At 34.2% G+C, this 17,379-nt stretch carries 8 protein-coding genes; 4 read left to right on the forward strand and 4 right to left on the reverse strand.

Annotated features, from left to right (window positions below):
* The 4 genes from FOF46_RS21375 to FOF46_RS21390 all read left to right on the forward strand — a co-directional run.
* Positions 1-485 (forward strand): T9SS type A sorting domain-containing protein (locus FOF46_RS21375; RefSeq protein ID WP_143917854.1); only part of this gene is annotated, 485 nt, incomplete at its 5' end.
* 471 nt (positions 486-956) lie between these two features.
* Positions 957-5,816, forward strand: coding sequence for a CBM96 family carbohydrate-binding protein (locus tag FOF46_RS21380; protein ID WP_143917855.1), 4,860 nt, complete (start codon positions 957-959; stop codon positions 5,814-5,816).
* Between the two features lie 370 nt (positions 5,817-6,186).
* The gene (locus FOF46_RS21385; RefSeq protein ID WP_109436359.1) at positions 6,187-8,553 is read left to right on the forward strand and encodes a TonB-dependent receptor; all 2,367 of its coding nucleotides are present in this window, start codon (positions 6,187-6,189) and stop codon (positions 8,551-8,553) included.
* Positions 8,554-8,638: 85 nt separating this feature from the next.
* Positions 8,639-9,481: a DUF4249 family protein gene (locus FOF46_RS21390; RefSeq protein WP_109436466.1), complete on the forward strand. Its 843-nt coding sequence runs from the start codon at positions 8,639-8,641 to the stop codon at positions 9,479-9,481.
* An 89-nt stretch (positions 9,482-9,570) separates the two neighbouring features.
* Here the strand turns inward: FOF46_RS21390 and FOF46_RS21395 are convergent, their stop codons facing one another.
* The 4 genes from FOF46_RS21395 to FOF46_RS21410 form a co-directional block, all read right to left on the reverse strand.
* On the reverse strand, positions 9,571-10,356 hold the full coding sequence (locus tag FOF46_RS21395) for an HAD-IIA family hydrolase (RefSeq protein ID WP_109436360.1): 786 nt from the start codon (positions 10,354-10,356) through the stop codon (positions 9,571-9,573).
* A gap of 93 nt (positions 10,357-10,449) precedes the next feature.
* Positions 10,450-12,096, reverse strand: coding sequence for a solute:sodium symporter family transporter (locus FOF46_RS21400; RefSeq protein WP_109436361.1), 1,647 nt, complete (start codon positions 12,094-12,096; stop codon positions 10,450-10,452).
* Between the two features lie 105 nt (positions 12,097-12,201).
* Complete coding sequence (locus FOF46_RS21405) at positions 12,202-13,968, reverse strand: glycoside hydrolase family 36 protein (RefSeq protein ID WP_143917856.1); 1,767 nt, start codon at positions 13,966-13,968, stop codon at positions 12,202-12,204.
* A 34-nt stretch (positions 13,969-14,002) separates the two neighbouring features.
* Entirely contained in the window at positions 14,003-17,365 is a 3,363-nt protein-coding gene (locus FOF46_RS21410) for a VCBS repeat-containing protein (protein ID WP_244299697.1), read from the reverse strand.
* Positions 17,366-17,379: the final 14 nt, after the last annotated feature.

Here is a 17,379-nt window from a genome sequence, read left to right on the forward strand (position 1 = left end):
AAGTGACGCAAACGTTTAATGCAGCACAACCATCACTTACAATTACAGGTTCTGGCTTTACAGGATTAGATGGAGAGTATTGGGCGACAGAAGATTCGGGTAATTTTGTGTTAGTTTCCAAAACAGGAGGGTTTACTATTTATTTCAGTACAACTGCTATAGCTCCTGATTGTGGAGGTGTTAGCACTACTTCTTTGCAGGATAAATCTAATATTGTAGTAAGCCCTAACCCAGCATCAAGTCATATTAACGTATCTATCGATAATAACATCGAAGCTAAAAGCAGAAATAATGTAATAGATGTTAGAATCGCAATATTTGATTTGGTTGGTAATGTGGTTAAAGTTAAAAACATACAAAATAGACAACAGCAATTAGAAGCAAAGATATCTGTTGAAGAATTAACTTCTGGACTATATATATTAGAAACTTTTGATAGAGTATCAAAAAGAAAATATCAAAGTAAGATATTGATTAATAGATAGTTTTTTTGAAGTCGACTTTTTAAGGATTATCTTAAAGAAGTGTTTAATCTATTTTATAATAAAGAGAGAGGTGAAAAACCTCTCTCTTATATTTTACCCAAATTAGACAACATGATAAAAAGCAGGATTATCAGATGATTAAGCTTATATGACGAGTTAAATAAATGTTAAAATAAAACAATAAAAGAGAACTCCTGATCCCCTGATGGAGTGATAATAGAATTTATTATTTAATCCGAAAATCAAATAATAATCCAGATATAACGAATTCTATTTTTTAAAAGTCAGATGGTAATTTATACAATACATAATCAAGTATTATTAGTATGTTTAATTCCTACAGTTTTGTTGTTTTTTACTTGTTAAATTATGTTAATACCGATTTCATCACATACTACGCAAAGGACTAAATAATTAAGAATAACGTTTATAAATATTAACTCAAAAACCAAACACAAAACCATTTTAATCATGAAACTTACAAAACTCAATTTTTTAATTGTATTTTTCCTTTTTGGGCTAGTAACAAAGGCTCAAACCCCCGAAGGAGAATTAAAAAGATGGCATAAGGTCAGTCTGACTTTTAACGGCCCCAATACCTCTGAGACCGCAAACCCAAATCCTTTTTCAGATTTTAGGTTAGAAGTAACATTTACACATCAAACCAGTAATAGAAGTTATACGGTACCCGGGTATTTTGCAGCTTGTGGTAATGCAGAAAACAATAGCTGTTCTTCAGGTAATAAATGGAGAGTACATTTTGCTCCTGAACAAACAGGAACTTGGAATTGGTCAGCATCATTTAAATCTGGAGCCAACGTCGCCATAAATGGTGGTGGATCAGGTGCTGGATTTATGGATGGAGCGAGCGGTTCTTTTAATGTAACAGAGTCTGATAAATCAGGAAGAGATCACAGAGCAAAAGATAAAGGAAGATTACAATATGTAGGAGAACATTACCTTAGATACTCGGGTACAAACCCTGCAAGTCCCAACGGACCTTGGTTTGTGAAAGCAGGAGCTGATTCTCCAGAAAATGCACTTAACTATGTAGATTTTGATGCTACACCAAGTTATAACAATAACCTTAATAAAATTGGTAATAAAACATGGCAGCCTCATCAAAAAGATTATGTAGCTGCAGATGCAAGTTCGTATACATGGAGTAATGATAAAGGAACAGAGATTTTGGGTATGATTAATTACCTTTCTTCTCAAGGAGCAAATGTAGTCTCTTTCTTAACTTGGAATACAAGTGGAGATGGAGGAGCTGTTTTTCCTCATGTTTTAAAAGTTTCTGAGCAAGAATATGGTAATACAGGAAGAGCACAACAGTGGAATAAAGTACATCATGATCGTTTTGATGTGTCCAAATTGGCCCAATGGGAAAAAATGATGGAGTATGCAGATAAAAAAGGTATATATCTTCATTTTAAAACCATGGAAACAGAAAATGATAATAAAATGGATGGCGATAATTTTGGTAGAGAAAGAAAATTATACTACCGAGAGTTAATTGCTAGGTTTAGTCATCATTTAGCACTTAATTGGAATCTTACAGAAGAGACTACTCTTAAGGATAATGTAGCAAAGGCTACAGCATCATACATTAAGGATGTAGATCCATATGATCATAATATTGTAATTCATACGTATCCTAACCAACAAGATCAAAGATATAACCCTTTACTAGGTAATAGCTCTGTCTTAACTGGTGCTTCTATTCAAACAGATAAGAATAAAGTACATAACGATGTTAAACGATGGTTAGAAAAATCTCGTAATGCAGGTAGAAAATGGGTTGTAGCTAACGATGAACAAGGTCCGGCTTCAACTGGAATTAGAGTTTCTGATAAAGAGGTAAGACACAAAGTCTTGTGGGGTACACTTATGGCCGGAGGAACTGGTGTAGAATACTATAGTGGTTATACAAATAATGATGGTGATATAAACGGAAACGATCATCGTAAAAGAGGAAATAAATATAAAGAAGGAGGATACGCTCTTAACTTTTTTAATAAGTACCTGCAGAAGGATATGGTAAAAATGACCTCTTCAGATGGTGTAACAGGAGATGGAAACGATTATGTTCTTGCAAACGCAGGAAAAATATATGCTGTTTACAGACCAAATGGTGGGTCTACAGGATTAAGCTTACCCGCAGGAAATAATAAATATGATGTACAGTGGTATAACCCACGTAGTGGAGGTAACCTAACTGCTAAAACAACCTTAGGAAGTAATTTGGTTGCTCCTGATAATAATGACTGGGTAGCACTAATTACTAGTAAAGATGGAAATGGAAACGGTGGTGGAGGCACTTGTGACAACACAAAAACAACTACATCGTCTCAGGATGCTTATTTACAAGGAAGCACTAGATTTAATACTGCAGATCTTAGAGTAGAAAGTGGAAATAGAGTTTCTTATATTAAATTTACGGCACCTTCAACTACAGAAAAAGTTACCGGAGTAAAATTAGAACTTACCGTATCTACAGATAATGGTAATGGACTAATAGAAATTTTTAAAGGGAGTTCTAATAACTGGACAGAAGGTAACCTTTCTAACAGTAATAAACCGGCTGAAGGAACTAAAATAGGATCTCTTAATACTACATATAGTGTAGGTCAATCTTACCAATGGGATTTATCAGGAATCGCTCCTGGTGAAACTGTTTCTTTGATTGTAAAACAAACTGGTGGTAACGATGTATCTTTTTATTCTAAAGAAGGAGCAACAGCGCCAAAACTTATTTTCGAACTTGATTGCGAAGATGCAGGTGGAAGCGGAAATTGTGGAACGGTTGCTATGAAGTCAATTTCAGATTTTCCAACACTATCAGTAACTGGTTTTTCTCCTGCATATAAAGACAATGTAAGAAATGCAGTAGCAATAGATGCTTCACAATATAAAGATAAGTTCGCTGCTGCAGAATCAACTTTTGATGGTGAAACAGGTAAATATGATATCAAATTAACAACGCTTACAGAGATTGATGGAGAATCTACCTATAGAATTTCTGTAGATGGTGTAAGAGTAGGGGAATTTAAAAATCCTACCACTACAACAGATTATGCTGAATCAGGAACTACTTTTAAAGATATTGAAGTTAAAAAAGGAGCGAAAATTAGAGTAGAATTTAATTCGCATACTAATGGTAATATTCCTGAAGGAAACGGTACAGCGTTTTCTCGTGGTAGATGGACAGCACTCGATTTCATTTGCCAGGGGGGCGGAGGTACTGACGGAGGTGGAGATACCGACGGAGGAGAAGGTTGTGTTGCTTTAGAGAAAAACGGAGTAGTAGCTGTAGAAGCAGAACATTTTGCAAGCCAGGAAAAAACAGGTAAAAGAAAATGGTATGTTCTTGAAGGTAGTACAACAGGAACTCCAACCCCAGATCCTGATCCAAATCATGCTAGTGGAGCTAGTAGTGGTGGATACTTAGAAATTTTACCTGATACAAGAGTTACACATGGTGATCCATTAATTGCTGGTGAAAACTTTAGCAATGTGGCTGGTCAACTTACCATTGTAAATTACAAAGTGAAGTTTACAAGTGCTGGTAGATATTTTGTTTGGGTTCGTGCTCATTCTACTGGTACAGAAGATAACGGAGTACACGTTGGTCTTAATGGTACATGGCCTGCATCAGGAAATAGAATGCAGTGGTGTAATGGTAAAAATCAATGGACTTGGGAAAGTAAACAACGTACAGCAGCAAATCACTGTGGCGAAGAACGTAAAATCTATTTGGATATTCCATCTGCCGGAGTGCATACAATCTCATTTTCTTTAAGAGAAGACGGATTTGAAATGGATAAGTTTGTATTGTCTAAAACTTATACAAAACCTACAGGTAATGGCCCAGCAGAAGTTTTGGTAGATTGTAACACCGGATCAGAAAATGCTAAGCCACAAGTAGGGATGACATCTCCAGCGAGCGGAACAACTTTTGGTAAAGAAGAAACCATTACACTTAGCGCAAATGCATCTGATAGTGATGGTACAGTAGCTAAGGTTGAGTTTTATATAGGAACGAACAAGGTTGGTGAAGATACAACAGCTCCTTATGAGATTACAACAACAATTCCTAATATAGGATCTTACAACGTCACCGCAAAAGCAACAGATGATAAAGGAGCTTCAACTACTTCGGCGAGTGTTATTATCGAAATAGAGGATAATACGATGCCTCCGGCAAGTACTGTTGATATTCCAGGAAATTTTGAAGCAGAAAGTTTTAGCGCGAAGTCAGGAGGTGTAAAAATAGAAAACACTCCTGGAACGACAGGTAAAAATTTAGGGTTTATTAAAAATAACGATTATGTAGAGTATAATGCAAATGTGCAATCTAGTGGAGAATATACTGTAGATATTTTTGCATCAAGTGCTGGTGTTGGTGGAACAATAGATATTGTAGAAGCAGGAACAGTGGTTGGTTCTGTAGATATACCGGTTAATAGTCAATGGCATGATTACAAAAAGTATTCTGTAAATGTTTTACTTTCTACAGGAGAAAAAACCATAAGATTGACATTTAAAGGAGGATCTGGATATTTATTTAATATAGATAAAGTCATGACCACCAAAATAGCAGCGCCTGTAGAGCAAACGATTACGTTATCACCAATTCATGATGCGTATTTACAAGGAACAACAAGATATAACAATGGATTGGTTAGAATAGAACAAAATAAGAGAACAGGATATTTGATGTTTGACCTTTCATCTATTAACGGTGCTATAACTAAGGCAGAATTAAAATTTAAAGTAAATTCTGATTCGGGTAATGGTAATCTTAATATACATAAAGGAAGTTCTAATACCTGGACAGAGGCGAATTTATCCAATACTAATAAGCCATCTGCAGGAGTTGTATTAGGGAATCTAAACTCTACTTATGGATTAGGTAATGTAAAAACAATACCTCTTAATGAAGGGGCAATATCTGGAGATGCATTATCATTAGTGCTTAATGTAACTTCAGGAAATGATTTTGCATTTGCATCAAAAGAGAATGCATCTAATACTCCTCCACAATTGGTAATTACCTATGAAGGAGCAAAACTGCAAAGTTTAGCTAGCAAAAAGAAAAATGGAATTAGTGTTTTTCCAAACCCTGTAATAGATATAGTTAATATATCTGGAGTATCTAATGGATCTAAGATTACAATTTTTAATTCAATCGGACTATTACAGAAAGAGATACAACTAAAAGAGGGTCAAAACTCAATAAATATTAATGATTTACCTTCTGGATATTATATTTTAAATGTAATGAATGCTAACAAAGTTATTTCGAGAACCAAAGTTCTTAAACAATAATAAAAAAGAGTTAGTTACTAAAAAGGGGAGCTATTTAGCTCCCCTTTTTTTATGGTTTTTTTTGAGTAAATAATCCTCGGGGTAAACCCACAGGGCATTCGTATGGAACTGAATTTTAATTTCGAGGCAAGCCTCGGGGTATTATACCCTTTGGCGGTGCCAATAAAATAGAAAAGATTAGAATAAATATTTGTTAAAGAAGCAACCCTTTGTTTTTTCAATTGTCCATGGATGTATAAAAACTACCAAAAGGTTCAATTATCAATTTGTAGAAAAAAATTGAATCTCATCAATTAAAACAGTGTAAAAACAAATGAACATGCTTCGAAATTCCAAATTTAAAAATCAAAGAACAAGGACCTACATCCTCATGATGTGTTGCCTTACGATGCTTTTGGCAAATACAACAGTTGTGAATGCTCAAGAGAGTTACAGTTTAAGTGGTACAATTAAGGATATTAATAATGGAGAAACACTTTTTGGTGCCTCTGTTTTTTTTAAAGGAACCTCAATTGGTGTAATTACCAATGAATATGGTTTTTACTCGATTACAGCTCCAAAAGGAAACTATACATTGGTTGTTTCTTATGTTGGATATACAGATATGAGTAAAGAAATTATACTGGATAAAAATCAAAAAGTAAATTTTGAGGTTACAGAATCTTCTACGCAATTAGATGAGGTTATCATCAAAAGTGAAGAATCAGAGCGTGTAAGCCTCAGAAAACCAGAAATGAGTGTCTCCAAACTTAATATTAAGACGGTAAAACAAATGCCTGTGGTATTAGGAGAAGTTGATATTGTAAAATCTATTCAGATGCTTCCCGGAGTGACTAATAATGGGGAAGGATCTAGTGGATTTCATGTAAGAGGCGGTGCGGCAGATCAAAATTTGGTATTACTTGATGAGGCTATAATTTATAATACTTCTCATTTATTAGGGTTCTTTTCGATTTTTAATGCAGATGCAATTAAAGATATTAAATTATATAAAGGAGGGATTCCTGCTCGTTTTGGAGGTAGAACCTCTTCTGTTTTGGATGTTCGTCAAAAAGATGGAAACAACAAGAACTTTGCTCTTACTGGCGGAATAGGAGTAATTTCTAGTCGAATTGCTGCCGAAGGCCCGATGTTTAATGACAAAGGTTCTTTTCTTGTAGCAGGTAGAGGTTCGTATTTAGATTTAATCTTAAAAGCAGCTGGAGAGAAAAATACAGTAGGGTTTTATGATGTAAATCTTAAAACCAATTATAGTATAAGCGAAAACAATAAACTATACCTGTCTGGATATTATGGTAGAGATACCTTCAAATTTGGAAATAATTTCAAAACCAGCTACGGAAACGTTTCGGGAAACTTAAGATGGAATCATATTTTTAATGATAAATTATTTTCAAACTTATCCCTTATTTATAGTAAGTATGATTATGATTTAGATATTGCTATAGAACAATTCGAATGGATTTCTTCGATTAATAATTATAATGCAAAGTATGACCTTAAGTACTACGCAAGTGATAAATTTAAATTAGATTTTGGAGTAAGTGGTATCTATTACGACTTTGATCCGGGACAAGTAGAACCAACATCTGAAAGTTCGTCAGTGAATCCGTTAACATTAGATCAGAAAAGAGCTGTTGAGAGTGGAGTATATGTAAATGCAGAACACAAAATCAGTGATAAACTCTCTGTACAATATGGTGTTAGATATAGTGCTTTTAGTAGATTAGGAGGGCAAGCACTGGTAGACTATGCAAATAATCAACCTGTTGTATATAATACCGCTTTAGGAATATATGAAAGAGGGACCGAAATAGGAGAAACTGATTTTAAGAAAAGCGAAAGCATCAAAAGCTTTGGTAATTTTGAACCTAGAGCCTCTTTGGCATATCAATTAAATGAGTACTCCTCTGTAAAAATGGGCTACTCTAGGGTTGCTCAATACATTCATTTGCTATCGAATACAACTGCGATTACTCCTTTGGATGTATGGACTCCTAGTGGAAAATATATAAAACCTCAATTATCAGATCAATATGCATTAGGGTATTTTAGAAATTTTAAAGATAAAATGTATTCTTTGGAGGTAGAAGCATATTATAAAACTACAGATAATAGAATCGATTATATAGATGGCTCTGATTTGATAGGAAATAATACTATTGAAACCGAAATTTTGAATGGAGAATCCAGAGCTTACGGATTAGAGTTACTATTTCGTAAAAACGAAGGTAACTTCACAGGATGGCTTGCATATACAGTATCAAAATCAGAGCAACGAACGCTTGGAGATAATGCTGGTGGACCTGGTATCAATAATGGAGATTGGTATAATACTGCATTTGATAGAACACATGATGTTTCACTTACCGGATCATATAAGTTAAATGATAAGTGGACTTTTGGAACCAATCTGGTTTTTCAAACCGGAAGACCAGTTACCTACCCTAATGGTCAATTCGAATATGAAGGATTATCTATAGCTACTTATGCTGATCGAAATTCTGATCGCTTACCAGCATATCATAGACTAGATATTTCTGCAACATATAGACCGAATAGAAAACCCAATAAAAGATGGAAAGGAGAATGGGTCTTTGGGATTTATAATGTATACAATCAGAAAAATGCAGCTTCAATCTCTTTTGGTCAAAATGTTGAAACAGGAGCAAATGAAGCAACAAGAACAGCGATTTTTGGGATAGTACCTTCGATAACGTATAACTTTAAATTTTAATGTGATGAAATACAGGTATTATACAAACCAAAATAAGTATTTGCAGATTGTATTTAAGACTAAAAAAACGATAAAAGATAAACAGATGAAAGCATATTTAACAATCATAATAGCATTGTTTGCTATCGTCTTTACATCCTGTGAAGATGTAATAGATGTAGACGTACAGACAGCACCCACCAGACTCACTATCGAAGCTTCATTGGATTGGGAAAAGGGAACTGCAGGAAATAATCAAACTATAAAATTAAGTACCTCCACTCCATTTTTTGATACAAACTCAGATACTGGTGTTACCGGTGCTTCTGTAAAAGTCACTAATGATACAAATGGGGCCGAGTTTATTTTTGCAGATCAAAATAATGGAGAGTATACCACTACAGATTTTGTGCCTATACTTAATCAATCCTATACTTTAGAAGTCGTGTATAATGGTGAAAACTACACCGCTACAGAAACACTGATGCCAGTAGTAGATATCAAAGAGGTTACTCAGTCCACAGAAAATGGTTTTGATGATGAGATTCTGGAAGTGAATATATTTTTTGATGACCCCGCTGATGAGGATAATTTTTATCTTTTTAGATTCAAAGAAGAAGGAGATCTTTTAGCAGAGTTCGAAGATTTTGATGATGAATTTACAAATGGAAGAGAAATTAGTTGGTATTATGAAAAGGAAGAAGATGAGGATACCAATACCGAAGAATTTACTTCAGGAGATGTTGTAGATATTGATTTATATGGTATTTCTGAAGCATACTATAACTACATAACTATACTCATAGAACAATCAGAAGGAGTAGGTCTTTTTAGTGCAACTCCTGTTGCTTTAAAAGGAAATTGTATTAATCTGGATAACCGGGAGAACTATGCTAATGGGTATTTTAGAGTAACGCAAGTAGTAAGAACCAGATATACTTTTGAGTAGTTAAGGCTAATAATAGTTTTATAAGATGGAAAATGCCCCAAAAAACTTGGGGCATTTTTATATCTATTAACAAATTCTACTGTATTTAATTATTTAGTAAACTTTTGTATCGCTTCATCGACATCAAGTTCTGCCAAAGATTCAATAATCATATCAGGCGTAAAAGCATAATTTACAAGATCCTTCTTTTTAGAAACTCCGGATAGTGTTAATATAGTATTATACCCCATTTGTATTGATCCTAAGATATCAGTATCCATAGTATCTCCAATCACAATAGTTTCATCGGTAGTTAACCCTAATTTTTTTCTTGCAGCTCTCATCATTACAGGGCTTGGTTTTCCAACACTAAATGCTTGTTTACCAGTAGCTTCTTCTATCATAGATACGATAGACTTAATTCCCAGGTTGGACCATCCTTTTTTCTTTGGAGATGGATCTAGATTTGTAGCAATGAGCCTAGCGCCGGATAAAATCATGTCTACAGCATTATTAGCCATTTCCAAAGTGAAATTACGACCTTCTCCAACAACTACATAATCCGGATCTGAAGTTACCAGAGAATATCCGTTTTCATGCAGACTTGTAATTAACCCGCCTTCACCCAAAATATAAGCAGTACCATTAGGTTTCATAAAACTCAAAAACCAAGCAGTGGCCATAGCACTGGTATACACATTTTCTTCTTTAATCGAGATTCCCATACCCAGTAGTTTATTTACCGCGTCTATCGGTGATCGTTGACTATTGTTTGTCATAAATAGAAACGGTATTTCTCTATCCTGTAATGTTTTGATAAAGACATCTGCTCCTTTTATAAGTTCGTTTCCATTATAAATGACACCATCCATGTCAATTAAAAATCCCTTCTTCATTCTTTTTCTGAGGTTAAGTTGTATTACAATTCGGACGTAAAGTTAGGGATAAGCAATAGAACTTAAAAATCAATAGTATAGTAAGTTTTTGAATTAAAAGATAAGATAGGTGCTTATTACAAGTACGGTAATCGCAGCACCGGTTATAAAAGCATATTTCCATGGAGTAACATCCACGTCTTCTGTTATTTTCTGTACATAATCTGTTTCTCTAGGGTATAGTTTTCCAATGATGAGCATGATACCAATATTTAAGACAAATAAGATAGCCATCACATGTAAAAAGTGAGGGTATGCTTCTGCTTCTATGAGGCTTAAAGCCGACTCGTCTGTAATGCCATTGACAGCTGCATTTGCTAATGCATTTTTGACCAGTATAGGTTTAATTGCGAATTGACTAATTAGATATAATGCAGAACCTGACAATACTCCTATTTTTGCCGCAATCGGAGGGACACGTTTCGTAAAGAAACCTATTACGATAACCGTTAAAATAGGAATACTATAAAAGCCGCTAAATTCTTGGATTCTTGCAAATAATCCATCTGGAGCGTCAAGGATAAATGGGGCGAGTAGCATTCCAAAAACACCTACGATAACTCCAAAAATCTTCCCGGCTTTTACAGCCTGAAGCTCATTGGCATTCTTCTTAAAATATTGTTTGTAAAGATCAAAACCAAAAAGAGTAGCGCTACTATTTAATACACTGTTAAATGAACTTAAAACAGCTCCAAAAAGTACAGCAGCAAAGAACCCTACAAAAGCTGGAGGCAATACTTTACGCACTAATGAAGGATATGCTTCATCAGGGTTTGCTAAATTACCATCAAACAGATGCCAGGCAATAATACCTGGAAGAACTACAATGATTGGGATTAAAAACTTAATCAATGCGGCCAAAATCATCCCTTTTTGTCCTTCTTTAAGAGTTCTTGCGCCAAAAACACGTTGTAAAATAGCTTGATTGGTTCCCCAATAAAACATTTGTACAAGCATCATTCCCGTAAAAATTGTTCCAAAAGGAATTGATGCAGTGGGGCCTCCTTGTACTTCAAATTTATCAGGATTATTTTCCCAGAGCGCATTAATACCATCGATTACAGAGCCATCTCCAACCATCATTAATCCAAAAAAAGGAATTAATAACCCTCCTGTGAGTAATCCTATTGCGTTAACCAAATCTGATACGGCAACGGCTTTTAATCCTCCAAAGATGGCATATACCATTCCTATTAAACCTATAGTCCACACACAAATCCATATGGTAGCACGTTGCGAAATTCCCATTAAACTTGGCAAGTCGAACATTGTACTAAACGCTAAAGAACCAGAGTATAATACAGAAGGTAACAATACCAAAGCATACCCACTTAAAAATAGTGCAGTAAGAATAGCTTTGGTCTGATGGTCAAATCGTTTTTCTACATATTCTGGGATAGTGGTAATTCCTCCTTTCATATAACTTGGTAGTAACCATACTGCAGTGATGATCATGGCAATAGCAGCCAAAGTTTCCCAGGCCATTACAAGAATACCTTCTGAAAAAGCTTGGCCATTAAGTCCTACTATTTGCTCTGCAGAAAGATTAGTCAGAAGTAAGGAACCAGCTATGGTGATAGCACCTAAGCTTCGACCACCTAAATAGTAACCATCAGCAGATTTTTCATCAGTTCCTTTAGTTTTCCACCAGGCGTATACTGCTACAGCCAGAGTAAATGCGATAAATGAAAGTATTCCCATGAAATAGTATATGTTAAAAGTTAAACTAAAGAAAGATGCTTACTATATTTTTTAAAAGATACAATTATTTGTCAAATGTATCCTGGAGATATCAGTATGGTTAAACTAAATCTCATTGTTTTTTTCTAATCTTACTAATCCACAAACAGGAACTTTTATTTGTACAACTCCTATAAGAATCATTAAATTATATTCTTTTATTTTTTGCCCTAAACAGTCATATATGATACAATGATAGGATCCAAAATTTTTAGTACTACTTAAAACAATGTTAGGAGTAGTTTGTCCATTGATAATATCAATTCGATTCGATTTTTCTTCAAAATCTATAACATAATTATCAAACAACCCGATAATCGTTAGTTCTTCAGTACTAGATGTAAGTATTGGATAATTAGCCAATGGTTTTTGAGGCGTAAAAACTCCGTTTAAAAGTGTATCTGCATTTGCTTTCCAATACTGAGTATAAAAACGAATCATTGATAATTCATCTTCTGTCGCCTCTTTTAAAAGCACAGAAAGTTGAGGGACACCAAAAAGTGTATTCACTACTTGTAAGGCTTTAATCTCTGTGGGTTCATCATGATGATATGTAAACATATCGCTATGCACTGCAGTTTTTCCACATAACATTTTGATATCTGTAATACGAACTCGGTTCATTGCAGAGTCTCCCGGGCAGTCAAATGCTCTAAACATGTTACCGTATTTACGCATAGCTGGTCCAGTATATTTTTGTCTAAACTCTATAACTACTTCTGGTTTTATAGCATGTAATGACGCCATAATATCTGTCATTAAACGATCTACTGCCAGGTTAACCGATGAATAATCTCTCCCATTTTCTTTGGTTAAAACGGTGGTGGGATATACTTTAAATTCATCTATAAAATCGAGTTTAAAGCCATCAATATTCCAATCATTAAGTGCACTGGTGTATAAATGAATAAGATGCTCTCTTACTTCTGGATATCTAGGATCAAATACAGGAGCCCATCGGTGTTCTTCGGTAAGAAATTTACCTTTAAATTTTTGATACGCTTTGGATTTTTTACCACAAAAAGGGACAGAATACCATAGCGCGATTTTCATTCCTGTTTTATGAATGTTGGCAACAAAATCTGACATTTCAGGAATTCTTTCAGGCTGCCAGTCTCCAGTAAAATCATAACCCCTGTTTTCATCAATGGTTTGCCAGCCATCATCCAGAATTATTAATTCATACCCTAATTCAGATGCAATTTTACATTCTTCTATTAATATTTGAGTGTCTAATTTTTGATGAAATTGATACCATGTAGAATATACTGGTACTTTTGCAAGGTTAGGGGTTTTGATAGGTTTTAAATTTTCAAAAGTACTCCACCAATGCCCAACATTCATCAGTGATTCAGAAAAATGTTGTTCTTGTGTGTCAATTCGTAATTGCGCCTGATAGTTTTTTATTTTATGATGCCTTTCTGTGAAAAATGAAATGTGACAATAGATAAAATTATCTTCTTCTCTATACAAAGCATTGAGTTCTGTTGTATGTATGGCGTCAGAACAAGCAAAAGTATGTACATTGGTATCCTTATGGCTAAAAAGAGAAATAATAGGAGAATCAACAGAGATTCTAGATTCCATATGATCCAGTTCCCAGTCATCCATAATTCTTTTTGCAAAATCTGTGGTGGGTTTCCAGACTCCTTTAATATTAATGGCAGGGATTTTCCATCGTAAAGTAATAGGATGGGGCTCAAAATCTGAATCTGCAGAAAAATTAATAGTATATATAGAAACTCCATCATTTTCAGAATTTAAAGCAATTGATACTTTAAAAGCTTCAGTTTCTCCAGTTACCTCTATATTGTGAGTAATTACGTCATTCATTAAGTAAAATTTTGTTCATTATATTTTAGCAACCTTATCGATTTGCTAAAACACCATTTTCTTCATTTTTAATTTTAAAAACTCTAATGCTATCATTATTTTGTGTAGCAATCACAAGTGGAATTTTATTCTTATTCTTAATAGAAATGATATGATTAGACTGTTTGGGAACCAGGAATCCACTTTCCTGATTTTTGATAGGGATAAAACCATTTTTTGACCCTTGAAGGTACATCCCGATCATGGCATCATGCCTTCCATAATTGGCTTCTGCAGAATAATTATTTCCTACAATCAATACATCTTTAAACCCATCGGTGTTAAAATCATCAACAAGAAAATCATTGATTGGAGACCTTTGGCAAATAGTAGGTAAATGATGAACAACAAAAGTGTTATTTCCAATATTTTCTGCATAGATTGATTCAAAAATATCGGCGCTCAGTGTCTGTTCTTCAAGATTCGTGATGTCTAATAATTCCTGAAAAGAAGCCTGTGCAAACTCATCATAAGTACCATATTTCTTTTTGAGAAGTACGAGTTGCTTCATAATATCATCTCGAGTATGGATGGGTTTTAAAGAAATTCCTGACGTAGTTTTGAAATACTGAGCAAGGATGGGATCAATACTTCCATTACCATCAAAATCGTCTTTATAGACGTAAACAGGTTGATCAAAAACTGGTTTAATAAACCCATTAAGCCCTTGGTTACCTGCTAGAATATCCATATCTCCGTCATTATCAAAATCGGCAGATGTTATGGTATTCCACCAACCTGACATTTTAATAATTTTGCCATCGGGAGTTTGCCATTGTATGGGAATTTTTTCTGCTTTATCTTTTTTTATGTTATACACTGTTATAGGCATCCAATGACCGACTACAATGAGTTCTTTTGCGGTGTTATCTGTAATATCTGACCATATAGCATCGGTTACAATTCCCTGATGAGAAAAGGAGATGTTTTTATCAATTGATAGTGTACCACTATTATTCTTTAAGATATAACTAGGTGTAGATTCTGGATATCTCCCGGGAAGTACACCTCCTCCTACAAAAATATCAGGATATCCATCGTTGTCAAAATCATTGGCTACTACACAAGATGTGTTGGTGTTAATTTGTGGAAGAATTTGATCTTCTGAGACAGTATAGTTTCCTTCTCCATTATTATAATATATGCGATCTTGTAATAAATTTGTATCAACACCAGCATCGGTACCTCCACTACCAATGTATATGTCGTCATCACCATCATTATCGATATCTAAAAATAAAGCTGCAGTATCTTCATATTTAGATTCGAATTCCTGAACAGGGAGATATATCCCCTCATTATTTTCGGCAAAAAGTTGTCCAGGCTTACTTTTGCTGCCGCCAATAAAAATTTCATCTCCAGTTTTATTGTCAATATCTGCGGTAATTATACAAGGGCCATTTGCATTAAACTGATGAGGTAGTAAAGATTGATACACATAGTCGTTTAAAATGTTTTCCTGATGTGTATAGGTGAGTATTTGTTTTTCTTTTTCAAATAATTTTTTAGGTTCTTTTGTTTTAGTTTCTTTTTCAGCTGAATGTTGGGTCATTGTTATCACCTGGTTAGTTTTGATATTTCTTTTTAAGGAAACGGTTCCGTTAGGCCAAATGACCTTTAGGGAGTCGATATGATCCGATGTAAAACCAAAATGTATAATAGGTTCTACAGAAGACAAGTATCCTTTTACAACAGATTGGTACTGAATTTGACTTTTTTCTTTTTCCCAAACAATGACTTTTGCTCCAATTGCTTTTTTGTTTTTTGGAGTTCCCTCTAGTTGCACACGCAGGTAGTTTTGTTCCTTTTCTGAAGTATGATTTTCCAGAATAAATGCAGGGCTATTGATATTATTGATAATTAAATCCAGATCACCATCTTTATCTAGATCAGCATAGGACGCGCCATTTGAAAAAGAGTTTTTTTCTTTAAACCATTGTGAAGATACATCCTGAAACTGAGTATTCCCTTTATTCTGATACATCACATTAGGGAGGTGTATCCCTGGGAGTTGATCGACAAAACTTTTGAATTTTTCTTTTCGGGTTTCTGGTGTTCCAAAAATATTATTTTGACCAGAGTAATTTACAAAATCAAGATCTGTAATATCTTTTACATATCCATTGGTAATGTAAAGGTCTTTTTCTCCATCATTGTTATAATCTGCAGCAAGTGGAGTCCAACTCCAATCAGTACTTGCAATGCCAGCGGCATATCCAATTTCTGATGCAGGTAAGACTTCTCCATCAATCAGACCATTGTGAATCTGCAATGTATTATGTATATATTGAGGAGTATATTTATTTCGTTGTGAGAGTAAATATTTATCATAATTGCTAAGCCCCAGCATTTTTTTTTGCCTTTCATAATCATTGGGCAACATATCTACAACCATAATGTCGGGTAACTGATCATTATTCATATCTGTTACATCTACTCCCATGGCATTATAGGTCTGTTTGGATACAATTTGATCATTCATTTCGTCAAAACCTAAGTGAACTCCGTTTGAATCCAAGCCTCTATTTATATACATCAGATCATTTGTAATAAAATCATTACTTACATAAATATCAGGTAGATTATCATTATTGAGATCGTTTATGGCGATGCCCAAACCAAAACCTTTATGGGTAATTCCTAAGCTGTCAGATACATTGGTGAAATATATTTGTTGGTCACTTTTTCTGGTTTTGTTTTCTAATAAATAATCTGCTAAATGATTTGGGAAGTATTTTTTTGGTAAAGGGATATTTCTATCTCTTGTAGTATTTCCATTATGAACAATGTAAGCGTCAAGATCTCCATCCAAATCGTAGTCAAAGAATACAGTTTGTTGACTATAGTTTCCGTCGTCTAATCCGTAAATTGCCGCTTTTTCTGTAAAGGTTGGAACACCAGATTCATTGATTCCATTATTTATAAATAATTGATTTTTGCAGTCATTCTGACAATCAGGTCCACCTACATTTAGGTATATATCGTCAAACCCGTCTACATTTATATCGACAATACTTACACCAGTGATCCAGGTATTAGTTTTGAAATTTGATATAATCGAGATGTCTTTAAATTTCATTTTACCTAGATTAAGATAAATTTTACTTGAAACTTGATTTCCTGTGAAAACAATATCTGGCAATCCATCATTATTGAAATCTCCAATTCCAACTCCGCCACCGTTGTAGCAATACTGAAAATCGATAACATTGATTTCATTATTTTCTATTATCGTATTTTCAAAATGTATATTAGAAATAGAGGCTGGAACAAAAGTAAATAGATGCTTTTCTTTGCTCTGATTTTTACAATTAGATAATAGTATGATGACTATGATATGATAGAATATTTTTTTCAAAAATATTGAGGTTA

The sequence above is a fragment of the Aquimarina algiphila genome (assembly GCF_007489275.1).
GTDB classification, from domain to species: domain Bacteria; phylum Bacteroidota; class Bacteroidia; order Flavobacteriales; family Flavobacteriaceae; genus Aquimarina; species Aquimarina algiphila.

Excerpts from the sequence above, each read along its gene's own strand:
- FOF46_RS21380 (WP_143917855.1), top strand. The coding sequence starts at position 957 with ATGAAACTTACAAAACTCAATTTTTTAATTGTATTTTTCCTTTTTGGG.
- FOF46_RS21390 (WP_109436466.1), top strand. The coding sequence starts at position 8,639 with ATGAAAGCATATTTAACAATCATAATAGCATTGTTTGCTATCGTCTTT.
- FOF46_RS21400 (WP_109436361.1), bottom strand. The coding sequence starts at position 12,096 with ATGGGAATACTTTCATTTATCGCATTTACTCTGGCTGTAGCAGTATAC.
- FOF46_RS21405 (WP_143917856.1), bottom strand. The coding sequence starts at position 13,968 with ATGAATGACGTAATTACTCACAATATAGAGGTAACTGGAGAAACTGAA.
- FOF46_RS21385 (WP_109436359.1), top strand. The coding sequence starts at position 6,187 with ATGATGTGTTGCCTTACGATGCTTTTGGCAAATACAACAGTTGTGAAT.
- FOF46_RS21395 (WP_109436360.1), bottom strand. The coding sequence starts at position 10,356 with ATGAAGAAGGGATTTTTAATTGACATGGATGGTGTCATTTATAATGGA.